General features: G+C 34.5%; 19 protein-coding genes. 8 read left to right on the top strand and 11 right to left on the bottom strand.

What is annotated here, in order from left to right; all coding sequences use genetic code 11:
* Positions 1-10: 10 nt before the first annotated feature.
* Positions 11-2,050, bottom strand: a complete 2,040-nt coding sequence (gene ftsH, locus F6P99_RS09940) for an ATP-dependent zinc metalloprotease FtsH (RefSeq protein WP_152287325.1) — start codon at positions 2,048-2,050, stop codon at positions 11-13.
* Positions 2,051-2,076: 26 nt separating this feature from the next.
* On the bottom strand, positions 2,077-2,448 hold the full coding sequence (gene rsfS, locus F6P99_RS09935) for a ribosome silencing factor (protein WP_152287324.1): 372 nt from the start codon (positions 2,446-2,448) through the stop codon (positions 2,077-2,079).
* An 86-nt stretch (positions 2,449-2,534) separates the two neighbouring features.
* Here rsfS and F6P99_RS09930 point away from each other — a divergent pair, with 86 nt between their 5' ends.
* Positions 2,535-3,269 (top strand): biotin--[acetyl-CoA-carboxylase] ligase, encoded by a 735-nt coding sequence (locus F6P99_RS09930; RefSeq protein WP_152287323.1) that lies wholly within the window; start codon positions 2,535-2,537, stop codon positions 3,267-3,269.
* Positions 3,270-3,281: 12 nt separating this feature from the next.
* Here F6P99_RS09930 and F6P99_RS09925 read toward each other — a convergent pair whose 3' ends face one another.
* A complete protein-coding gene (locus F6P99_RS09925; RefSeq protein WP_152287322.1) occupies positions 3,282-3,671 on the bottom strand; it encodes an SRPBCC family protein in 390 nt (129 codons plus the stop codon).
* Positions 3,672-3,689: 18 nt separating this feature from the next.
* The gene (gene pyrE / locus F6P99_RS09920) at positions 3,690-4,331 is read right to left on the bottom strand and encodes an orotate phosphoribosyltransferase (RefSeq protein ID WP_152287321.1); all 642 of its coding nucleotides are present in this window, start codon (positions 4,329-4,331) and stop codon (positions 3,690-3,692) included.
* Here pyrE and F6P99_RS09915 point away from each other — a divergent pair.
* From F6P99_RS09915 to F6P99_RS09905, 3 genes are all read left to right on the top strand, one after another.
* Positions 4,330-4,920 (top strand): NUDIX hydrolase, encoded by a 591-nt coding sequence (locus F6P99_RS09915; RefSeq protein WP_152287320.1) that lies wholly within the window; start codon positions 4,330-4,332, stop codon positions 4,918-4,920. The two genes, pyrE and F6P99_RS09915, sit on opposite strands and share 2 nt — an antisense overlap.
* Positions 4,921-5,048: 128 nt before the next feature.
* On the top strand, positions 5,049-6,704 hold the full coding sequence (locus tag F6P99_RS09910) for a SulP family inorganic anion transporter (protein WP_152287319.1): 1,656 nt from the start codon (positions 5,049-5,051) through the stop codon (positions 6,702-6,704).
* 6 nt (positions 6,705-6,710) lie between these two features.
* On the top strand, positions 6,711-7,319 hold the full coding sequence (locus F6P99_RS09905; protein ID WP_152287318.1) for a YqaA family protein: 609 nt from the start codon (positions 6,711-6,713) through the stop codon (positions 7,317-7,319).
* A 2-nt stretch (positions 7,320-7,321) separates the two neighbouring features.
* On the opposite strand, the gene coaD is transcribed toward F6P99_RS09905, so the two are convergent.
* The 3 genes from coaD to htpG form a co-directional block, all read right to left on the bottom strand.
* Positions 7,322-7,774 carry a pantetheine-phosphate adenylyltransferase gene (gene coaD / locus F6P99_RS09900; RefSeq protein ID WP_152287317.1) on the bottom strand — a complete coding sequence of 151 codons (453 nt, stop codon included), beginning with the start codon at positions 7,772-7,774 and terminating at the stop codon, positions 7,322-7,324.
* Positions 7,775-7,847: 73 nt separating this feature from the next.
* Positions 7,848-8,288: a DUF4268 domain-containing protein gene (locus F6P99_RS09895; RefSeq protein WP_152287316.1), complete on the bottom strand. Its 441-nt coding sequence runs from the start codon at positions 8,286-8,288 to the stop codon at positions 7,848-7,850.
* Positions 8,289-8,682: 394 nt separating this feature from the next.
* Positions 8,683-10,596 carry a molecular chaperone HtpG gene (gene htpG, locus F6P99_RS09890; RefSeq protein ID WP_152287315.1) on the bottom strand — a complete coding sequence of 638 codons (1,914 nt, stop codon included), beginning with the start codon at positions 10,594-10,596 and terminating at the stop codon, positions 8,683-8,685.
* Positions 10,597-10,984: 388 nt separating this feature from the next.
* On the opposite strand from htpG, the gene rpmH reads away from it, so the two are divergent.
* Positions 10,985-11,146, top strand: a complete 162-nt coding sequence (rpmH, locus tag F6P99_RS09885) for a 50S ribosomal protein L34 (protein WP_152287314.1) — start codon at positions 10,985-10,987, stop codon at positions 11,144-11,146.
* A 128-nt stretch (positions 11,147-11,274) separates the two neighbouring features.
* Positions 11,275-14,130, top strand: coding sequence for a carbamoyl-phosphate synthase large subunit (gene carB / locus F6P99_RS09880; RefSeq protein WP_152287313.1), 2,856 nt, complete (start codon positions 11,275-11,277; stop codon positions 14,128-14,130).
* A gap of 78 nt (positions 14,131-14,208) precedes the next feature.
* Here the strand turns inward: carB and F6P99_RS09875 are convergent, their stop codons facing one another.
* Both F6P99_RS09875 and F6P99_RS09870 read right to left on the bottom strand, forming a co-directional pair.
* Positions 14,209-15,024 carry an SMP-30/gluconolactonase/LRE family protein gene (locus F6P99_RS09875; protein WP_152287312.1) on the bottom strand — a complete coding sequence of 272 codons (816 nt, stop codon included), beginning with the start codon at positions 15,022-15,024 and terminating at the stop codon, positions 14,209-14,211.
* Positions 15,025-15,034: 10 nt separating this feature from the next.
* Positions 15,035-15,781, bottom strand: coding sequence for an SDR family NAD(P)-dependent oxidoreductase (locus F6P99_RS09870; RefSeq protein ID WP_193316053.1), 747 nt, complete (start codon positions 15,779-15,781; stop codon positions 15,035-15,037).
* A gap of 407 nt (positions 15,782-16,188) precedes the next feature.
* Here F6P99_RS09870 and dgoD point away from each other — a divergent pair, with 407 nt between their 5' ends.
* Both dgoD and F6P99_RS09860 read left to right on the top strand, forming a co-directional pair.
* Positions 16,189-17,346 (top strand): galactonate dehydratase, encoded by a 1,158-nt coding sequence (dgoD, locus tag F6P99_RS09865; protein WP_152287311.1) that lies wholly within the window; start codon positions 16,189-16,191, stop codon positions 17,344-17,346.
* Positions 17,347-17,466: 120 nt separating this feature from the next.
* Positions 17,467-18,213 (top strand): HpcH/HpaI aldolase family protein, encoded by a 747-nt coding sequence (locus F6P99_RS09860; protein WP_152287310.1) that lies wholly within the window; start codon positions 17,467-17,469, stop codon positions 18,211-18,213.
* Between the two features lie 84 nt (positions 18,214-18,297).
* On the opposite strand, the gene dinB is transcribed toward F6P99_RS09860, so the two are convergent.
* Positions 18,298-19,509 (bottom strand): DNA polymerase IV, encoded by a 1,212-nt coding sequence (gene dinB / locus F6P99_RS09855; RefSeq protein WP_152287309.1) that lies wholly within the window; start codon positions 19,507-19,509, stop codon positions 18,298-18,300.
* A 1-nt stretch (position 19,510) separates the two neighbouring features.
* On the bottom strand, positions 19,511-22,498 hold the full coding sequence (locus tag F6P99_RS09850) for a DNA polymerase III subunit alpha (RefSeq protein WP_152287308.1): 2,988 nt from the start codon (positions 22,496-22,498) through the stop codon (positions 19,511-19,513).
* Positions 22,499-22,500 lie beyond the last annotated feature (2 nt).

The following is a 22,500-nucleotide window of genomic DNA, read 5'->3' as shown; positions in this document are numbered from 1 at the left end:
GTAGCTAATGTTACTTAGCTACGTCAGTTTTACCTTCGATTTGTTCTGTCTCTTCTGAAGTATCTTCAACAACACTTGTTTCTATCGTAATCGGAGTTTCTTCAGTTTTTTTCGATTCTAACTCAGTTTCAAACGGTCTTTTTCCGAAGATTTCAATCAAATCATCTTTGAATATCACTTCTTTTTCAAGTAGTTTTTCGGCTAAAGTTACCAGTTTGTCTTTGTTTTCAGTTAAAATATCAATAGCTCGTTGGTATTGAGTTTCGATAATTTTTGAAATTTCTTCATCGATAATTTTAGCGGTCTCTTCGCTATAAGGTTTTGAAAAGCTGTATTCACTTTGTCCAGAAGAATCATAATAGGTTATGTTTCCAATTTTATCATTCAATCCATAAACACTTACAATTGCTTTGGCTTGTCTCGTAACTTTTTCTAAATCATTTAAAGCACCTGTAGATATTCTGTCAAACATTATTTTTTCAGCGGCTCTACCAGCTAATGTAGCACACATCTCATCGAGCATTTGTTCTGTTTGAACAATCATTCTTTCTTCAGGTAAATACCAAGCAGCACCTAATGATTGTCCGCGTGGAACAATGGTTACTTTTACCAAAGGAGCTGCATGTTCAAGCATCCAACTTGCAGTAGCGTGTCCTGCTTCATGGTAGGCAATAGTTTTCTTCTCCTTTGTTGAGATAATTTTATTCTTCTTTTCTAAACCACCAACAATTCGATCCACAGCATCCAAGAAATCTTGATTGTGTATTTCATTATTGCCTTTACGAGCAGCAATCAAGGCAGCTTCATTACAAAGGTTGGCAATATCTGCCCCAGAAAATCCAGGAGTTTGTTGTGATAAGAATTCAGCATTTACATCTTTACCTAATTTTAAAGGTTTCATATGTACTTCAAAAATTGCTTTACGTTCATTTAAGTCAGGTAAATCAACAAAGATTTGTCTGTCAAAACGACCAGCACGCATCAAAGCCTTGTCTAAAACATCGGCTCTGTTCGTTGCAGCTAAAACAATTACGTTAGAATCTGTACCAAAACCATCCATTTCTGTTAATAGTTGGTTCAACGTGTTTTCTCTTTCATCATTTCCACCTGTCATATTGCTTTTTCCACGAGCTCTACCAATTGCATCTATCTCGTCAATAAAAATAATAGATGGAGATTTTTGTTGTGCTTGTTTGAACAAGTCTCTCACACGCGATGCACCAACTCCTACAAACATTTCAACAAAATCTGAACCAGATAAAGAAAAGAAAGGCACACCAGCTTCACCAGCAACTGCTTTTGCTAATAAGGTTTTACCAGTACCTGGAGATCCGACTAACAAGGCTCCTTTAGGAATTTTACCTCCTAATGATGTATATTTTTCCGGTGTCTTTAAAAAATCTACAATTTCTTGAACTTCTTCTTTTGCGCCTTCTAAACCAGCAACATCTTTAAATGTTACTTTTACTTTTTGATTTTCGTCGAATAACTTCGCTTTCGATTTACCAATATTAAATATCTGACCACCTGCACCACCTGCAGCACCACCTCCAGACATTCTTCGCATAAAGAAGATCCATAAACCAATTAAAAAGATAAATGGTAAATAAGATAAGATAGAATCAAACAAATCTGTTTGTTCATCATTTCTTTTGTCAAAATCTAGGTTATTAGCCACTTTGGCTTCTTCTAATTTTTTTTCAAAATTTTGCAAATCACCAAAGTTGTATTCAAACATTGGAGCATTTTTATTGAACAAACTAGAAGATGTTATTTTACTGTAAGGATCTTTTGATAGCGCCTCTTCTTTAATATATAACTGTGCTATATTTCTGTTAAGAATAACGATTTTAGAAATGTCATTGCTTTCTAGAATTGACTCAAACTTATTTTGAGAAATCTCTTTTTGAGTTAAGTTTTCACTGTTGAAAAATTGAAACACAACAAATAAAACAAAAAGAGCTCCATAAACCCAGTAAAAATTGAATTTAGGTTTGAAGTTTGAATCTTTGATGATGTTTTTTTTATCTTTTTTATTGTTTGATGACATAGTGAGGTAAATCTAAAGATTAAGAATTAATTTGATGTTGATATAGTTGTAGTTTTGGCATCGCCCCACAATCCTTCAATATCATAAAATTCTCTAATTTGTTTTTGAAAAACATGTACAACAACGTTCACATAATCGATTAAAACCCATTCTGCAACAGATTCTCCTTCAACATGCCATGCTTTTTCTTGCGCTTCTTTTCCGACAATTTTTTGTACAGAATTTGAAATCGCTTTTACTTGTGTATTTGAATTACCTGAACAGATAACAAAATAATCACAAACAGTATTGTCAATATCTCTCAGGTCTAGTAGTTGAATATCTTCTCCTTTTACCTCGTCAATTCCTTTGATAATTGTTGAAATTAACTCGTCGGTACTTATATTTTTTTTAGACATTAAATTTTGTTTAATTTGTAGCAAAGTTATTGTTTTTTCCGTAACTAATCACGAAACACAACCTTGTTTCTTACTATATTTTACAAATGCATATAATCAAACTTGATGCCATTGAGTCTACCAATACTTTTTTGAAAGATTTGGCATTAAATGGCAGTGTGAAAAACTTTACGGTCGTTAGTGCAGAGAATCAATTTAAGGGTAGAGGGCAGATGGGAGCTAGTTGGAGTTCGGAAGCTGGTAAAAACCTTATGTGCAGCGTTTTTGTTAAAGATTTGTCTATGTTGCTTAAAGATGTATTATATTTAAATCTTGCCGTTTCAATCGCTGTTTATGCCACTTTATCGGCATATGATTTACCTAAGTTATCTGTCAAGTGGCCGAACGACATTTTGTCAGAGAAAGGAAAATTAGGAGGTATTTTGATTGAAAACACCATTGATAAAAAAATGTTACGGAATAGTATTATTGGTATAGGCTTGAATGTGAATCAAACTAAATTTTCCAGCGCTATTGGTAAAGTCACTTCAATGAAAAAACATCTTAAAATAGATGTTGATAAAGAGGTGTTATTTACATCGCTTCTTGAGAATTTGAAGAATGAAATAGTTTTATGTACACCCCAGAATTATCAAAAATTGAAAGAAAGATATCTTTCGGTATTGTATAAATATCAAGAGCCTGCGATGTATGAAAATACGTCAGGTCAAGTGTTTATGGGAAAGATTGTGGGAGTGAATTCAGTTGGTGATTTGCAATTAGAAATGCAAGATGAAAGTATTCAAGAATTCGGACTTAAGGAAATAAAACTACTTCGATAAGTCCGATTAAATTTATAATTTTTCGATATTATCGATCAATGTTTCAATAAATTTTGTTAACGGTTTTTTCACCATCATGCTAACCATAGGATTGAAAGTTCCTTCAAAAAACATTTGAACTTCAGAAGACTGCTCGTTAACTTCGTCAATCACTACTTCTAGCGTGAAAGGCATCTTGCTACTTGCAGCACCCAACACAATTTTTGAACTAGGAGTTTTTTCTTTTAATACCAATCTGATTTCTGGCATTCCTTTCAACCCAAAAATAAATGAATCACCATCGATTTCAAATTTCTCTATACTCTCTGGCATCAATCCCTCGTATGAGGCTAAGTTTTCTAATGTGGTATAAACAGAAGAGGCTGATTTAGATACTCCGACTTTTCTACTTTCTAATTTCATAAAAATCGTTTAATGTTGTTATTGATTCCAAGTACTTGGAGATTCTCTCCATTCAGATAAAGTGTCTAATTCCTTTTTAGAAATATAATTGTCTTTGTGAGCTTGCTCAAGTAGATGGTCGTAATTGCTTAATGTTGTTAGGTCTACATTGGCATTTTTGAAATTTTCAGCAGCAACATCAAATCCATATGTGAAAATAGCAATCATTCCTTTGATGTTTACATCTGCGGCATTTAATGCATCGACAGCAAGTAAACTACTTTTACCTGTACTAATTAAATCTTCAACCACAACAACGTTGCTTCCTGTTTCTAAAAACCCTTCAATCTGATTTTGACGTCCGTGTTTTTTAGCTTCCGGTCTCACATAAACAAATGGTACTCCAAGCTCTTGTGCTACCAATACGCCTATAGCAATTGCTCCTGTAGCAACACCAGCAATTACATCTGGTTTACCATATTTCTCTACAATGGTTTTTGCCATGTTTTCTTTCAAGAAATTACGTATAGGTGGGTAAGAAAGCGTTATTCTATTGTCACAATAGATAGGAGATTTCCATCCTGATGCCCAAGTAAAAGGTTCTTTGGGTTCTAATTTTATTGCTTTGATCTGTAAAAGCAATTTGGCTGTAGCATTTGCTGTATCTTTGTTCAAAATCATGATGCAAATGTATAAAGTTTTTATGAATGATAAGCCAATTATCATTACAGAATCTATCGAAGAATCAAATAATTTTGAAGTCTATAATTTTGATGCTATTAATTTTGATAAACTTCAAGAGCGCTTGTTAGAATCTTCAGTGCATGGCGTTTATTTACAGTCAAGTAATTTAGCAAAAGATTGGTCACGTTTTCAAGAAAACTTCAGAGTTATTGAAGCAGCTGGTGGTAAAGTGTATAATTCAAAAAGTGAAATTTTGTTTATATATCGATTCGATAAGTGGGATTTACCAAAAGGACATATTGAAAAAGGCGAAAAAAGAGAAGTTGCTGCAGTGAGAGAGGTTGAAGAAGAATGCGGTATTGAAGGTTTGAGTGTTGTGAAACGTTTAGAAACCACATACCATGCTTTTTCTTATAATGAGGAGTTACGCTTAAAGGTCACCTATTGGTTTGAAATGAAAACTGAATTTGAAGGGGAGTTGATTCCACAAACAGAAGAAGGAATAACCAATGTTTGTTTTAAAAACAGCTTGGATATTGATTTGGCATTGAAAAATACGTACCCTAACATAAAATTGCTGTTTTAGTTTTATTAAAAATTGTGGTTGTCTATGGTCGACGAACACTTGAAATTACTAGTGCTTTGTTTTTAAAACTTAGACATTGTCAATGTAAATAATTGCTGTACTTTTGCAATTCAAAAAATGACAGAGAAATGACAAGTTTTATTAGAAAAATAGCACAGAACCCGAAAGATGATATTTTCGCAGGAATTACGGTTTCATTGGCAATGATTCCCGAAGTTGTAGCATTTGCTTTTGTGGCACAAATTGATCCTTTGGTTGCACTTTCAGGTGCATTTATGATAGGATTGATCACCGCTGTTTTTGGTGGTAGACCCGGTTTGATTTCTGGTGCGGCAGGTGCTGTAGCTGTAATTTTTGTGCATATGATTTCTGAAGGGCATTCTAAAGGAATGTTGTTTGATCAGCCAATCGAGAACATGGGATATTATTATTTGTTAGCTGCCGTTGTATTGATGGGAGTTATTCAGATAGGGGCAGGAGTATTAAAACTTGGTCGCTTTGTTCGTTTGATACCACATCCAGTAATGATGGGGTTTGTAAATGGTTTGGCAATTGTGATTTTCATGGCTCAAGTTCGTATGTTTTCTCATAAAGAAATGAGCATCGCAGCAGATGGAGTAAAGCAATACTTGAATATACCAATGCAAGGAGCAGAATTATATACCATGCTTGGCTTGGTAGGTTTAACAATGGCTATTATTTGGTTGTTACCCAAAGTTACTACTAAAATTCCAGCTGCTTTGACTGCTATTTTGGTGACAACTGCAATCGTAATCTTTGGTGGTTTAGATGTTAGTACAGTTGGTTCTTATATTATTGAAGGTGGTGGTGATGGTTTAAAAGGAGAGTTTCCTACACCAAATAAAGAACTTTGGCAAAACCTTCCTTTTAATTTAGATACCTTTAAATTTATTCTTCCATATGCATTTTTGGCAGCATCAGTTGGATTGATAGAGTCTCTTATGACTATGAATTTAGTAGATGATTTGACAGAAACTAGAGGGAATGGAAATAGAGAGTGTGTCGCTCAAGGTGCTGGTAATATCGTAAGTGGTTTGTTCGGTGGAACAGGTGGTTGTGGTATGATTGGTCAAACAGTAATCAATATCAATGCAGGTGGTAGAGGCCGCTTGTCTGGTATTATGATGGCGTTGACGTTACTAACTTTTATATTGTTTACTGATAAATATATTGAGCAGGTGCCAATCGCTGCATTGGTGGGTGTAATGTTTATGATGGTGATCGAAACATTTGCATGGTCAAGTTTTAGAATCTTAAGAAAAATTCCGGTTGCGGATGCCGTGGTATTGATAATTGTATCAGCAGTTACGGTGTTTTTTGATTTGGCAATTGCGGTGTTTGTAGGGGTGATAATTTCTGCTTTGGTATTTGCTTGGGAGAATGCTACAAAAATTAGAGCTCGTAAACGTATGCAAGAAGATGGTACGAAAACTTACGAAATTTGGGGGCCGTTATTCTTTGGTTCGGTTTCTGGCTTTTTAGAGAAATTTGATGTTAAGAATGATCCAGAAAAAGTAGAAATTGATTTCGTAGAGTCTAGAGTAAGTGATCATTCGGCTATTGAGGCGATTTCTAATATTGTTGGTAAATACGAAGAAGCAGGTAAATCAATAAAATTAAAACATCTTAGTGAAGAGTGTAAGATATTGCTTACCAAAGGTGATGAAAAGTTCAATGAATTGATTATTCATGATATCGATGACCCTCGCTATCATTTGGCTGCAGATCCTGAAAGATTTACCAAAGGAATACATGCAAAGTAATTGAATATGCAACGATACCTAAATTTATATTATCAATACTTAAATAGGTCTGGGTTATTTCAGTTTCTAGGAAGAAATCTGTTAAAGCTTGGCTTGGTGTTGGCAGTCTTTTTTGGGGCGATGTTTTTACTTGAAAAGTTTGTAATAACTTTAAAAGAGGTTTTTGCACTAATTGTTGATACGGTAGATGCATGGATGGTCTTTGTAATCTTTGTGTTTTCCGAATCTTTTTTAGGATTGTTGCCACCAGATTTTTTTATAGTATGGACAAAAGAATTAGGGGATGATATTGGAGTAAATCCTTGGTTGTTGACGTTCTTATTAGCAGGTTTGTCTTATATTGGTGGGTTGATTTCTTATTTTATTGGAGCTAAATTGATCCATATTCCAAAGATACATGAATGGGTTACTCGAAAGTATGCCGAGTTGTTTAAAAATTTGAAAAAATGGGGAGGCTTTTTCGTAGTGATTTCGGCTTTGCTACCTGTTCCTTTTTCCATTGTATTAATGATTTGTGGAATTACTAGTTACCCTTTTAAATGGGTATTGTATTTAGGACTGTTTCGTTTTGTTCGATTTGGCTTGTATGCCATGTTTCTATTTACACTGGTGTAAATTTATTCTAGAACACTTTTCGGAACCAATATACTTGCATCTCCACTGTTTCTAATAATGTCACGAACAATACTAGAGCTGATGTATGATGTTTCTGCGCTTGTAAGTAGAAATACAGTTTCTATTCCAGATAGTTTTCTGTTTGCTATTGCAATGGCTTTTTCGAATTCAAAATCCGCAGGGTTTCTCAATCCTCTTAAAATAAAATCTGCATGGATGCTTTTACAGTAATCAACGGTTAAGCCCTGGTAAGTACTTATAGAGATTTTCGCTTCGTTTGTGAATGTTTTTTTTATGAATTCAGTTCTTTCTTCTAGTGAAAACATATATTTCTTGTCGGCATTGATACCAATTGCAATTACAATTTCATCAAATAAAGGCAAGGCTCTATTAATGATGTCTACATGTCCATTCGTAATTGGGTCAAAAGAACCAGGAAATACTGCTTTTTTCATAAGATCTATCGTTGTCTGTAATCAAAGATACTGTTTATTCTAGAATAATTCTTGAAGTGGTGTTTTCTAAATATTATATATCTGCTTGTTTAATAAAGTCTTCAAACTCGTAAAACCAAAGCTCAAATTGCGTCATGTTTTTGTTGAAAAAATCAAATGCAACTCCCCAAGTGTTTTTATTGTAAATACTAAATTTCTCATCGAGTTGTACATAAATTCTTGAGATTATCTTTCCTGAATCTAAGCGATGGTTTTCGTCAAAAATTACTTCAGGTAAGTAGGTCTCTTCGGTGACAGTTTTCAAAGCGGCAACTTGTTGGTATAGTAATTCTCTTTTGGTTTCACTGTTGGGTTCAATATCCAGTACAACCATTGCGGTTTTATTATCCGCGTAAAATTTAAAACCAAATCCTTTGATTTTAGTATTGTACAAAAGCCATTTTCTAGGAAATGATTTCCCATAGCTTGTCCAAAAGTGTTTTCTTAATACTGCAGCTTCGTCTTTGCTAAACATTTTTTTTATTTCTTATAGCAGCTGCAAATGTAAATTATTATTACGGATAAATGTATTTAGTTGCTAGAAGGTTTTTAGGATTAGGGTACTTCGACAAGCTCAGTGTCCTTTTTGTTTCGACAAGTTCAGTGTTTATTTATTTCAATAAGCTCAGTGTTCTTTTGGTTTCGACAAGCTCAGTGTCCTTTTGGTCTTGATAAGCCCAGTGCACTTTTACCTTTTTCTTAGTGTTAGGGATTGCGGCATTTTTTGAGTTCTTTTTTTGATTTTGATACAGAAACACAAAAAAGCGAGTGACAAAAGACCGACCCAAAATTAATTTTGGGCAACATCCATAAAAAAAGTCGCCAAAACAACAGGTGTATTGACGACTTTTAGAAGTATGTGTTAGCTATTATTTGATCATTTTATAGCTACGTTTGATAAAGTTTGTCAACTCTTCACCATGCAATAGGTTTTGAGATAATTTTGCTAGATCAAAAGCTTGACCAATCAATTCTTTTTGAACTGCTTCGTCTTTGTTGTCTAAGATTTCTTTTACCAAGTCGTTGTTCGTGTTTACAACCAAGTTGTACATTTCTGGCATGTTTTGCATTCCGAACATTCCGCCTCCACCTGTCTGGCTCATTTCTTTCATACGTCTCATGAATTCAGGAACCGTAATGCTAAAAGGATTTGAATTAGAATCTAAAGCTTCTAATTGTACCGTGTAACTTTCTTTAGGAACGTTCGCTTCGATAATTGGTTTTAAAGCTTCTTTTTCTTCGTCGGTAAGCTTGCTGATTTTTTCTTCATCTTTTTTGATCAAGTTATCGATATGATCAGCATCTACACGTGCAAACTTAAGTTTTTCGTTACTTGCTTCAATTTTTTGAATCAAGTGAGAAACAATAGGAGAGTCAAGTAATAATACTTCGTAACCTTTCTCTTTAGCTTCTTGAATGTACCCGTGTTGTGCTTCTTTATTTGCAGCGTACAACACAACCGTGTTTCCGTCTTTGTCTGTTTGAGCAGCTTTGATTTTTTCTTTCAATTCTTCAATCGTAAAGAATGTATCATCTACTGTTGGGAATAAAGAGAATTTTTTAGCTTTATCATAGAATTTATCGTCAGATAACATTCCGTATTCGATAATCACTTTGATGTCATTCCATTTTTGCTCGAAATCTTCACGATTGTTTTTGAACAAAGAAGTTAGTTTATCTGCAATTTTTTTCGTGATGTATCCAGAGATCTTTTTAACTGCACCATCGGCCTGTAAGTAAGATCTAGAAACATTCAATGGAATGTCTGGAGAATCAATCACACCTTTTAGCATTTGTAAGAAATCAGGTACAATTCCTTCTACGTTATCGGTAATGAATACTTGGTTTTGGTACAATTGAATTTTGTCCTTTTGAATATCCATACTCTGATTCAACTTAGGGAAGTATAAAATACCTGTTAAGTTGAATGGGTAGTCTACATTTAAGTGGATGTTGAATAAAGGCTCTTCAAATTGCATTGGGTACAATTCTCTGTAAAAAGTATTGTAATCTTCAGCCTCTAAATCAGAAGGCTTTTTTGTCCATGCTGGATTCGTATTGTTGATAATGTTGTCAACAGAGATTTGTTTGTGTGGCTCAGTAGTTTCTTTACCATCAGCATCTGTTGTAGTTTGAGGAGTAAACTCAGGATCGTTAATTTCTTTAGTTCCGAATTTGATAGGAATTTGGTTGAAACGATTGTATTTCGTCAACAACTCAGTAATTTTAGCATCTTCTAAAAACTCTACAGAGTCTTCAGCTATATGTAAAACAATTTCAGAACCTCTTCCTTCTTTTTCTACAGGTTCAATTTCGTAGTTTGGTGAACCATCACAGCTCCACTTTACTGCCGCAGCATCTTTGTAAGATTTCGTAATGATTTCTACTTTATCTGCAACCATAAATGCAGAATAGAAACCAAGACCAAAATGACCAATAATTCCAGAATCTTCTACTTTATCTTTGTATTTGTCGATAAACTCTTCAGCTCCAGAAAAGGCAATTTGATTGATGTATTTTTCAACTTCTTCCTCATTCATACCAATACCTTGGTCGATAATGCGAAGTGTTTTGTTTTCTTTGTCTGCGATTACCTCGATGATAGGGTCGCCATAAGCTTCGTCACCAGCCTCGCCCATTGCAATAAGATGTTTCATCTTAGAGGTCGCATCAGTTGCGTTTGAAATTAATTCACGTAAGAATATTTCGTGATCAGAATACAAGAATTTTTTAATCAGCGGGAAAATATTTTCTACCGATACATTAATGTTTCCTTTTGCCATAATTATATGTGTATTTAATTAATTATAATATTGATGCTTTTGCTTAGTCAAAAAAAATACCAAATTTAGAATTCTGCCTACTCGACAGTTTAAGGTGACAACATGGCATTATACACGACTGGTTTTATCAAATAAGTTTCGTTTATTAGGCAATTGATAATTGTTATTAATTTGGTAATTCAGCTATTTTAATTATTGCTAAGTTTGTCATAATTAACAGTTTAATATGCTGGGTTGAGGTACTGAAAAAATGAAAAACATTTTTTTTTATTTTTTTTAAAAAACAACTTGCCATACATAAAAGGTTTTGTATATTTGCCCACGCTTTTAGTGGATGGTTTTGTACCGAAGCTATGATAAATAAACAAGATTTTTAACACATACTATAATGAGTAAAAGAACATTCCAACCATCGAAGAGAAAAAGAAGAAACAAACACGGTTTTAGAGAAAGAATGGCTTCAGCTAATGGGCGTAAAGTATTAGCTAGAAGAAGAGCTAAAGGAAGAAAGAGATTATCAGTTTCATCTGCTCCAAGACCTAAGAAATAATGAATATATAATTCATATAAATCAGGTGTTACTATTTGTTAGTAACACCTTTTTTTTGAATTAGCCAGTCAGAAATAAGTTTTTCAATTAAAGGTATTGATTACCTTTGCTTTATAAAAATAAGTAGCATGCCAAAAAACACAAACATCAAATCGGTTTTAATTATAGGTTCTGGACCAATCGTAATTGGTCAAGCATGTGAATTTGATTATTCAGGTTCTCAATCTATACGATCGTTAAAAGAAGAAGGAATTGAGGTTACGTTGATCAATTCTAATCCAGCAACAATTATGACAGATCCGTCATTAGCGGACAATGTTTATTTGAAGCCTTTGACTACCAAGTCAATTATTGAGATCTTAAAGAAGCACCCTAATATCGATGCAGTTTTACCTACAATGGGTGGACAAACAGCATTGAATCTTTGTATTGAAGCTGATGATAAGGGAATCTGGAAAGATTTTGATGTTGAGATGATTGGTGTTGATATTGATGCGATTAATATTACAGAAGATAGAGAGCAATTCCGTGAATTGATGGGTAGAATCGGTGTAGGTATGGCACCACAGGCTACAGCAACCTCTTTCTTAGAAGGTAAAAAAATTGCGCAAGAATTTGGTTTCCCATTGTGTATCCGTTCTTCGTTTACGTTAGGAGGAGCAGGAGCTGCGATTGTATATGAAGAAGAAGATTTTGATGAGTTGTTACGTAGAGGATTAGAGATTTCTCCTATTCACGAAGTAATGCTTGACAAAGCAATGATGGGTTGGAAAGAATACGAATTAGAGTTGTTGCGTGATAAAAACGATAACGTAGTAATTGTATGTTCTATTGAAAATATGGATCCTATGGGAATTCATACAGGTGATTCAATTACGGTTGCACCTGCAATGACCTTGAGTGATTCTACATTCCAAAAAATGCGTGATATGGCAATTCATATGATGCGTTCGATTGGTGATTTTGCTGGAGGGTGTAACGTTCAGTTTGCAGTTTCTCCAGACGAAAAAGAAGAAATTATCGCGATTGAAATTAATCCACGTGTATCACGTTCTTCTGCATTGGCATCAAAAGCAACTGGATACCCAATTGCAAAAATTGCGACAAAATTAGCTTTAGGTTATAATTTGGATGAATTGAATAACCAAGTTACAGGAAATACTTCTGCATTGTTTGAGCCAACATTGGATTACGTTATTGTAAAAATTCCTCGTTGGAACTTTGATAAATTCGAAGGTTCAGATAGAACTTTAGGATTGCAAATGAAAGCTGTTGGAGAGGTAATGGGTATTGGACGTTCGTTCCAAGAGGCATTGCACAAAGCAACGCAATCATTAGAAATTAAACGTAATGGTTTGGGAGCTGACGGAAAAGAAGAAACGCACTACGATACTATTATTTCTAAATTGACGAATGCTTCATGGGATCGTGTATTTACAATATACGATGCAATTAAAGCAGGAATCTCGTTGAAGAAAATTTACGATATCACAAAAATTGACATGTGGTATTTAAAACAATATGAAGAGCTTTTTACTTTAGAAAAAGAAATCTCTACAAATAAACTAGATACACTTTCTAAAGATTTATTATTAGAAGCGAAGCAAAAAGGGTATGGAGATAGACAGATAGCACATATGCTAGGTTGTTTAGAATCTGAAGTTTATAAAAAACGTGAAGAACTAAACATAAACCGTGTTTATAAATTGGTAGATACATGTGCTGCGGAATTTGCTGCACAAACTCCGTATTATTATTCAACTTTCGAAAATACGATGACCACTGCGGATGGAGCAACTTTCTCTGCTAATGAGTCTGTTGTAACAGATAAAAAGAAAGTGGTTGTATTAGGTTCTGGACCAAACAGAATTGGACAAGGAATTGAGTTTGATTACTGTTGTGTGCATGGTGTTTTAGCAGCAAAAGAAGCTGGTTACGAAACAATCATGATCAACTGTAATCCAGAAACGGTTTCTACTGATTTTGATACGGCAGATAAATTATACTTTGAACCCGTATTCTGGGAACATATTTATGATATTATTCGTCATGAAAAACCAGAAGGAGTTATTGTACAGTTAGGAGGTCAAACAGCATTAAAATTGGCTGAAAAATTAGAAGCACATGGTGTGAAGATTATTGGTACTAGTTTTGAAGCTTTAGATTTAGCTGAAGATAGAGGTCGTTTCTCTGATATGTTAACTTCTTTAGATATTCCTTTCCCGAAATTCGGTACGGCTACAAATGCTGATGAAGCGTTAGAAATCGCAGATACCTTAGACTTCCCAATTTTGGTACGTCCATCTTATGTATTAGGAGGACAAGGAATGAAAATTGTTATCAATAAAGAAGATTTAGAGGCGCACGTGGTTGAGTTGTTGCGTTCTATTCCAGGAAATAAACTATTACTAGATCACTATTTAGAAGGAGCAATTGAAGCTGAGGCGGATGCTATTTGTGATGAAGATGGTAACGTTTATATTATCGGTATCATGGAGCATATTGAGCCATGTGGAGTACACTCTGGAGATTCAAACGCAACATTGCCACCATTTAACTTGGGGGAATTTGTAATGGATCAAATCAAAGAGCATACTAAGAAAATTGCTGTTGCTTTGAAAACAAAAGGATTGATCAATATTCAATTCGCAATCAAAGACGATACAGTTTATATTATTGAGGCAAACCCAAGAGCTTCTCGTACAGTACCATTTATCGCGAAAGCATATGGTGAGCCGTATGTAAACTATGCAACAAAAGTAATGTTAGGAGTAAATAAAGTAACAGATTTTGATTTCAACCCTCAGTTAGAAGGTTACGCAATCAAACAACCTGTTTTCTCTTTCAACAAGTTCCCGAATGTAAATAAGGCATTAGGACCTGAAATGAAATCTACAGGAGAGAGTATCTTATTTATTGATAGCTTGAAAGACGATGCGTTTTACGAGTTGTATTCTAGAAGAAAAATGTATTTGAATAAATAATTTCAAAGCAATAGAATAAAAAAGCCTTCTCAATTAGAGAAGGCTTTTTTTATGAGTCATATCGTATGACTTAAGCTGTTATTTTGTTAAGTCAACATAGTACAAACCACCACCATATATGTCATTGGTGTCGTCACTTTTGGCAGTGCTAATGTATAAATTTGAGTTGTTGTCGAAACAGCAAGAAGTTACATTCGGACAAGGCAATTCAATTTGATTTATTTTTTTTCCTGTAACAGGGTTCCATTGAGAAATGCATGCGCCTCCCCATTCTGCAATCCACAACATTCCATTTGAATCAATACACATACCATCAGGATAGGAGTCACCTTTGAATTCTATTACATAAGAATCAAACTTTACGTCTCCGGTCATTATATCGTAGTTGTATTTTGCAACTTTTTTTGTTGGTGTGTCAATAAAATAAAGAATTTTATTGTCTGAAGTAAAAGCTAATCCGTTAGAAATAGTTGTGTTTTCAATAAGCATCTTACTTTCTCCTTTGTAATATGAGTAAACTTTCCCTAAATTGTTTACAACATCTGGGTACCCCATTGTTCCGATAATTATTCTTCCTGCAGCATCTTGTATTCCGTCGTTGTATCTAACATTGTTGTCGATGTCAATTTGGAAGGCAAACTTCTTTTGAAGGGTGTTAAAATCAACTTCATAAAACCCTTCTTTAGAAGATACTAAGACTACTTTTTTTTCTTTAAAATAGATGCAACTGACGGGTGAGTCTAGATGCATACTAAGTATTTCTTTTGTTTTAGGATTGTAACAATATACCATACCGTCTAAAATTGAAACAAAATACAATAAGTTGTTTATTTTATCAAACACAGGACCTTCTAAAAGCTCTGAATTTCCATGAAAAATTAAAGATGGTTTCATAAGCGATCTGTTAAATAAATTCACCTGCTGTGATTCTCATAATTGATCCAGTTGTCATTGCTGAATCATCTGATATAAAATGCATTACAGCTGGCACCGGGTCTTTTGGGTTTAGCATTCGTCCCATTGGTAATTCTTCGGCTGCTTTTCGTTTTAATTCATCTGCGCTAATACCTTCTTCCTTTCTTAGTTCTAGCTCTCCTTCCGTGCTGGTCCACCCCATAACTACATAATTAGATCGAATACCGTACTCTGCATAATGATGAGCTATATGTGTGGATAAGGTGTAAAGAGTTCCTTTGGTTAATGCATACGCTGTTCTGTCTTTCTGACCATAATCCATGTGTGCTGATCCGAAAAATATGATTGAACCTTGACCAGCTTTTTTCATATGCTTCATTACATGTTTGATAACAAAGTATGGTGTTTTTAAATTGATATTAAATACAGTATCGTAGACATCTTCTTCTGTTTCGGTTAAAGAAGCTACGGGAGTTACACCGGCATATAGAACCAAAGCATCTATTTGGCTGAATTTTTCTATTGTATTATTTACAAAATTCTCTACTTCATCTGTCGTGTTTAGGTCTACTTGATGAAAGTATAGTTTATCATCTGCTTGCAAAGATTTCATTAGTTCATCACCTTCTTCAACACTACGACCACAAAAAGCTACATTGTAGTCTTTTGCTAAGCAAGATTTTAATATTTCTTTTCCTACTCCTTTGGTCCCTCCCAAGATCATTACTGTTTTCATACGTTTTTTCTTAAAAAATTAAAGATTTGTTTCGTGCAGTAAATTTCCGAATAGCTTGAGAGGTCTGAGTATCTTACCGTCAGTAAATTGTTTATTAGGGTAAAAATGAGTTTTTATATAAATAAAGATTTCAGTCAGTGAAGTGTCTGTTATGTTATGTGGATGTTAAATAAAATCAGTAAGATGTTTATATACTGTGTGTTATGTTTTCCATGTACGCACAACCACAAAATAATTACGCAGAGTAACCTAATCTGATTACAGATATTAGACTTTTGTTATCTTTCTTGTGTAGTCTCTATGTTTTATCTACGGCTAACGATGATAATAATAAAATATGTAAACTCTTTCTTGAATAGATGAATGATGGAGAGATAAATAATATAATAAATATAAATTTAGAACAAATGAACGATTTAAAAATTGTTAAAATAGAGTTGTTTAAAGTGCCACCACGTTGGTTGTTTTTAAAAATAACAACGGAGTCAGGAATCGTAGGATGGGGTGAGCCTGTTGTTGAAGGGAAAGCGGATTCTGTGGCTGCTTGTGTGAAGGAATTAGAAAAATTTGTCATTGGTCGAAATGCCAATGAAATTGAAGATATTTGGCAAGTTTTGTACCGTGGAGGTTTTTACCGTGGTGGTGCTATTTTGATGAGTGCTATTTCTGGTATTGATCAAGCGTTGTGGGATATCAAAGGAAAGTATTTGAATGTTCCTGTTTATGAACTTTTAGGAGGTGCTGTTCGAGATAGAATGAAAATGTATTGTTGGATTGGTGGAGATAACCCAGATGTCGTTTTAGAACAAGCGCATGAAAAAGTAAAAGCTGGTTTTAAGGCAGTGAAAATGAACTGTACGGGTGCAATGGATTGGGTTTCATCTATTAAAGATGTAAAGTCTGTTGCAAATAATATAAAATTGTTGAGAGAAGAATTCGGGTACGATTTAGATATTGGTTTAGATTTTCATGGTAGAATTCACAAACCAATGGTAAAGCGATTGATTGATGAGTTACAGCCTTACGAACCTATGTTTATTGAAGAACCTGTTTTAACTGAGAATAATGATGCCTTGAAGCATATTTATGGTTATACAAGTATACCAGTTGCAACAGGTGAGCGTATGTTTTCTAGATGGGATTTTAAAGAGATTTTACATCAGGGAGTTGTGGATATTATTCAACCAGATTTAAGTCATGCAGGTGGAATATCTGAAGTGAGAAGAATTGCAGCGATGGCAGAGGCTTATGATGTTACCTTAGCACCTCACTGTCCACTTGGTCCTGTTGCTTTGGCTTCTTGTTTGCATGTAGATTTTGTTTCGGCAAATGCAATTATTCAAGAGAGTAGCATTGGTATTCATTACAACCAAGGGTATGATATTTTAGACTATATGAAAAACCCTGAGTTGTTTGATATCAAAGATGGTTATATTGAATTGTTTAAGAAACCAGGTTTAGGGGTTGAAATCGATGAAGATAAATTAAAAGAGGCTCAGAAAATTGGACACGATTGGTCGAATCCGATTTGGAGACGTCCTGATGGTAGTTTTGCTGAGTGGTAAATAGATAAATCCATTCGTGATTGATAATAATACTTGCATGTTTTTCTCTGATAATTCAGCTGAAAATATGCAAGTATTTTATTTCGTAAAAAGTAATTGTCAAATTTAAAGAATAGAAAAATGAGTTTATTTGAAAATAAAGAATATGTAGTAGGGCCTTTTATGAAGGTAAGTGACCCAGCGTTAGTAGAGGTTGCAGCTTTTGCAGGTTTCGATTTTGTAATTATTGATTTAGAACATGGGCCGAATACAATTCAAACGGTTCAAGGACATGTGAGAGCAGCAGAGGCGAAAGGAATAACCTCAGTAATCCGTGTTCCAGAGATTAATGAAAATATGATTTCTAAAGCGCTTGATATTGGTGCAGACTATGTTCAGGTACCTCAAATCGAAACGGCTGAAGACGCGAAACGTGTTGTAAAAGCAGCGAAGTTTTTTCCTGAAGGCGCAAGAGGGGTGTGTAGGTATGTAAGAGCAGCAGATTATGCTTCTATGCCAAAAGAGAATTATTTTGGAGGAGCGAATAAAGCTACTGGTACAATTATTCATATCGAAGGAAATATCGCATTCAATAACATTGATGAGATTTTGAAGGTTGATGGGATTGATGTAATTTTTATTGGTCCGTATGATATGTCACAATCTTGTGGAGTACCAGGACAAGTAAATCATCCTATGGTGATTGCTCAAATGAAAGAAATTGTTGAGAAAGCAGCGGTTTTGGGTAAAGTTGTAGGAACTTTTGTAGAGACTCCAGAATCAGCGAAACAATGGATTGATTTAGGAGTAAAATATATTTCGTATGCGGTTGATGTAGGGATTTATTTTGATGCTTGTAAGTCAATTGTAGATAAAGTAAAAGCATAATTTATAATTCAAGAATTATAAATTTGGCATTGGTTAAAAAAGCCTTCTCTAATTGAGAAGGCTTTTTTTTTGTTTTAGCAATAATTACCTTCTTCTGTTGGCTAACAATGGAGGGGCATCTCCGTTAAAGGGATTGAATCTAGAAATGGTTTTGGCATCCATGCCTCTTGCTCTTATAACAGCTCTGTCTCCGTAGCGTTCTCTCATTTTATCCATGGCTTGGTATAGATTGATTATTTTTTCATTGTCTTCAAATAAATCTATTTGAAACCCACCTTCTACCAAGTGACTAAATTTTACGCCAATCAGACGTACCAGCATGCGTCTGTCGTACAGTTTTTTATAGAGTTCTTTTACTATCGGGATGATTTTGTGATCAGCAGAACTATAGGGGATTCTCTTTTGTGTAGTATAGGTTTGAAAGTCAGAATAACGAATTTTAAATGTAATGCAAGAGGTTAGTTTGTTTCCTCTTCGTAGTTGGTAAACTAGGTTTTCTGCCATTGCAATTAAGATGCTTTCTAGTTTTCCTATATCGGTAGTGTCTCTATCAAAAGTTCGTTCTGTAGAAATAGATTTTCTTTCTCGGTACTGTACTACTGGACTGTTGTCGATACCGTTGGCTTTTTTCCATATAGAAACTCCGGATTTCCCAAAGACTTTGGCCATCATGTCAAGAGGCATTTCTTGAACAGTTTTTATTTTTTTAATTCCTAAATCACATAAAGATTTGTAGGTAACTTCACCTACCATTGGTATTTTTTTGACAGATAAAGGAGATAAAAAAGGTTTTTCGGTCCCTTTGTTTACCTTGATTTCGTTATTTGGCTTGGCTTCTCCTGTGGCTATTTTAGAAACTGTTTTATTTGCTGAAAGACCGAAAGAAATAGGGAGCCCTGTTTCTTTGATAATGCGTTGTCGTAATTCTGAAGCCAATTGATGACACCCAAAAAACTGATCCATCCCTGTTAGGTCGATATAAAATTCGTCTACAGATGTTTTTTCGTATATAGGAACGGCTTCTTTAATTACATCAGTAACGAGTTGAGAGTATTTGGTGTAGGTTCCTGAGTTTCCACGTAGAACAATAGCTTCGGGGCATAGTTGTTTTGCCATTCGCATTGGCATGGCAGAATGTATACCAAAGGTTCTTGCTTCGTAACTGCATGAGGCTACAACACCTCTGTCAGAAGTACCTCCAATAAGAATAGGTTTCCCGTTAAGTCTACTGTCTAGCAGTCGCTCACAAGAAACAAAAAAGGTGTCTAAATCCATGTGTACAATTGATCGTTCCATATCAGTTTACTTTTTTGTTTTTAGGACGTTGTGCTTTTCTTCTGTCTGCATAACGTGGGTCTTCAATAATAGCCAAGCGCTCCATGCTTGTAATTTCAATGGATACACAATCAAACTCGACAACAACTTTTCCCATCAATCGATAAATTCCTTTGCCTCTGAAGGGGTATTGTTTTGCAACAGGAGGGAAGTGTACGGTATCTAAAAAGTCACCATCGATATCTAAAAAAGTACCGAAAAACATGTCTTTAGCATTGCTAGTTCTGGTTCTTTTTACTGTTACAAGATAGCCTTCTATGCAGATCATTCTGTTTTCGTAATTCAGTAGGTTTTTAGCACGAAATGAGTTTGAAAATGATTCAGATAACAACTCAAATGGATGGCAAAGAGGGTAACCGAGTAATTCTATTTGATCGAAAGCATCTTCTAGTTTTGAAGAGTATAGTTTAGGTGTTTGATAGTGAATTTGTTCTGTAATAAATAGTGTTGCTGTGGGTTCTGATAAAGCTACTTTTTTAATTTTCATATGCGCTTCCCATAGCAATTCTCTTTTGTTTATTCCTGTAAAACGAAAAGCATTGATTTTGATTAAAATTCGAATTTGTTCTAAAGAAATAGGAACTCGATCAATAAAATTATCGAGACTCTTAAAAATACCATTTTTTCTGGCGGTGAAAATATGTTCTCTGGTTTTAGATTCTAGGGCTTGTAAAAAAGAAAATCCGATGTAGATATCGTTACCTGTAATTGTGGTTTTGTTACGGCTGTTATTGATACATGGGGCGTGAATTATAGCGCCATGCATGCGAGCTTCGTGTATGTATAGTTCGGTGCTGTAAAACCCGCCATGATTGTTTATTGTGGCTACCATATATTCTAAAGGGTAGTAGGCTTTTAAAAATAAGCTTTGATAACTTTCTACAGCATAAGAAGCAGAATGTCCTTTGGCAAAGGCGTACCCAGCAAAGCTTTCTATTTGCATCCAAACCTCTTGTATTATTTTTAAAGGTTTGCCAGAATCCAGACAATTTTTAAAAAACTGCTTTTTTACCTTAACAAACATGTCTTTAGAACGAAATTTACCAGACATAGCTCTTCGTAACACGTCAGACTCTCCAAGGTTTAAGCCACCAAAATGATGCGCAACTTTAATTACGTCTTCTTGGTATACCATTACTCCAAATGTTTCAGGCATTATATTGAGTAGTATTGGATGCGCATCTTTTCTTTTTTCAAGGAAGCGATACCTCATAATATATTCACGCATCATACCTGATTTTGCTACTCCAGGACGAATGACAGAACTGGCTGCAACCAATCCTAAATAATTGTCTACTTGTAGTTTTTTTAACAACATTCTCATTGCTGGAGATTCTACATAAAAACAGCCTATAGCTTTTGCATTTCGTAGTAGGTACTTGATTTTTGTGTCTTCTTTAAAACGTTGAATATCATGAATATCCAACAAAGGTTGATCAGGATAATTTTGATGTACAATTTCTACCGTATCTTTAATTTTACCTAAGCCTCTTTGACTTAAAATATCGAATTTATAGAGTTGACTGTTTTCGGCGATTACCATGTCAAATTGAGTTGTAGCGTAGCCTTTTGGCGGAAGAAACGTTGCTACGTAATGATGGATGGGTTTTTCTGAAATGATTATTCCTCCTGCGTGAATTCCTAAGTAATTCGGAAAACCTTGAATGTACTGGCTGTAGATGATTACTAATTGAGAAAGGCGATCGAGTGTGTTGAAATTATATCTATGAGCACATAGGCTATCAATTTCAGATTTAGGCAAACCGAATACTTTTCCTAGTTCTCTTACTGAGGCTTTGTGTTTAAAAGTGTTGTATACAGCTATTAGTGCCGTGTTTTTAAAGCGACTGAATATAAATTGCGTGATATCGTCTCTGTCTGTCCATGAAAAATCAATGTCAAAATCAGGAGGAGTCGTTCTGTATAAGTTGATAAATCGTTCAAAATACAGGTCTAATTCTATCGGATCGACATCGGTAATGCGTAATAGGTAAGCTATAATACTATTCGCACCGCTTCCTCGACCGACATAAAAATATCCTTTAGAACGAGCGTATTTTAATATTTTCCAATTGATTAAAAAATAAGAGACAAATCCTTTTTCTTTAATGATCCTTAATTCTTTTTCGATTCTGTCTAAAACCTTTTGTTCTGTTTTTTTATAGCGATAGGAGATGCCTTGATAGCTTAGTTTTTTTAAGAGTTTAAAATCTAGTTCTTTATGTGTTGTGTAAGAAGATTGATTGTTGGTTTGATTTTCTAGAAAGTTGAATTCGACGTTGCATTGTTCTAGAATTTTCTCTGTATTTTTTATAATTATAGGGTAGTCAGAAAAGAGATTTTTTAATGTTGATATTGGGATAAACATGTCAAACTCGCTCCCTTGTTCAGATGTGGGTAGCTTGCTTAAGAGTGTGTTGTTGTCGATAGCTCTTAATAGGCGGTGAGTATTGAAACCTTTTTTGTTTTCAAAAGAAACCGTTTGTAGGACCACCATTTTAGGGATCAAATGTGTTGCCTTTAAAAAACTCAAAGTATGTAGGTCTTCTTTGTGAACTCCTATAAATTCGTTGGTTTTTAAGTTGATATTTATTGCTTTTTTAAAAGGATAAATAACAAAAGTGTCAGTTAGTTTTTTTGCGAGTTTCGGAATTTTAAAATTAGACTGGTGTAAAAAACTAGAAAGGTATTGGTTGATTGCTTCAAAGCCGTTGTTGTTTTTGGCTAGCATGATAAATTCTTGCTGCGCTCCGTTTCTAAAATCAATGCCCAGGATGGGTTTTATTTTAAATTTTTTCGCCAATCGTATTACTTCTAGACAAGCAGAGGTGTTGTTGATGTCGGTGAATGCCATCTGTGTTACTTCATGTGTATGTGCAAGTTTCAGAAGTTGTTCAGGAGCAATGGTTCCGTAGCGTAAACTGTAATATGTATGTGCATTTAAAAACATTT

This window comes from Flavicella marina, assembly GCF_009193215.1.
Classification (GTDB): domain Bacteria; phylum Bacteroidota; class Bacteroidia; order Flavobacteriales; family Flavobacteriaceae; genus Flavicella; species Flavicella marina.
Note: the sequence above shows the minus strand (reverse complement) of the source record. Positions and strands in the feature narration are given on the sequence as shown.

Bases quoted from the DNA above. Each gene is read 5' to 3' on its own strand.
- ftsH (WP_152287325.1), bottom strand. From the start codon at position 2,050: ATGTCATCAAACAATAAAAAAGATAAAAAAAACATCATCAAAGATTCA.
- rsfS (WP_152287324.1), bottom strand. From the start codon at position 2,448: ATGTCTAAAAAAAATATAAGTACCGACGAGTTAATTTCAACAATTATC.
- F6P99_RS09930 (WP_152287323.1), top strand. From the start codon at position 2,535: ATGCATATAATCAAACTTGATGCCATTGAGTCTACCAATACTTTTTTG.
- F6P99_RS09925 (WP_152287322.1), bottom strand. From the start codon at position 3,671: ATGAAATTAGAAAGTAGAAAAGTCGGAGTATCTAAATCAGCCTCTTCT.
- F6P99_RS09915 (WP_152287320.1), top strand. From the start codon at position 4,330: ATGATGCAAATGTATAAAGTTTTTATGAATGATAAGCCAATTATCATT.
- pyrE (WP_152287321.1), bottom strand. From the start codon at position 4,331: ATGATTTTGAACAAAGATACAGCAAATGCTACAGCCAAATTGCTTTTA.
- F6P99_RS09910 (WP_152287319.1), top strand. From the start codon at position 5,049: ATGACAAGTTTTATTAGAAAAATAGCACAGAACCCGAAAGATGATATT.
- F6P99_RS09905 (WP_152287318.1), top strand. From the start codon at position 6,711: ATGCAACGATACCTAAATTTATATTATCAATACTTAAATAGGTCTGGG.
- coaD (WP_152287317.1), bottom strand. From the start codon at position 7,774: ATGAAAAAAGCAGTATTTCCTGGTTCTTTTGACCCAATTACGAATGGA.
- F6P99_RS09895 (WP_152287316.1), bottom strand. From the start codon at position 8,288: ATGTTTAGCAAAGACGAAGCTGCAGTATTAAGAAAACACTTTTGGACA.
- htpG (WP_152287315.1), bottom strand. From the start codon at position 10,596: ATGGCAAAAGGAAACATTAATGTATCGGTAGAAAATATTTTCCCGCTG.
- rpmH (WP_152287314.1), top strand. From the start codon at position 10,985: ATGAGTAAAAGAACATTCCAACCATCGAAGAGAAAAAGAAGAAACAAA.
- carB (WP_152287313.1), top strand. From the start codon at position 11,275: ATGCCAAAAAACACAAACATCAAATCGGTTTTAATTATAGGTTCTGGA.
- F6P99_RS09875 (WP_152287312.1), bottom strand. From the start codon at position 15,024: ATGAAACCATCTTTAATTTTTCATGGAAATTCAGAGCTTTTAGAAGGT.
- F6P99_RS09870 (WP_193316053.1), bottom strand. From the start codon at position 15,781: ATGAAAACAGTAATGATCTTGGGAGGGACCAAAGGAGTAGGAAAAGAA.
- dgoD (WP_152287311.1), top strand. From the start codon at position 16,189: ATGAACGATTTAAAAATTGTTAAAATAGAGTTGTTTAAAGTGCCACCA.
- F6P99_RS09860 (WP_152287310.1), top strand. From the start codon at position 17,467: ATGAGTTTATTTGAAAATAAAGAATATGTAGTAGGGCCTTTTATGAAG.
- dinB (WP_152287309.1), bottom strand. From the start codon at position 19,509: ATGGAACGATCAATTGTACACATGGATTTAGACACCTTTTTTGTTTCT.
- F6P99_RS09850 (WP_152287308.1), bottom strand. From the start codon at position 22,498: ATGTTTTTAAATGCACATACATATTACAGTTTACGCTACGGAACCATT.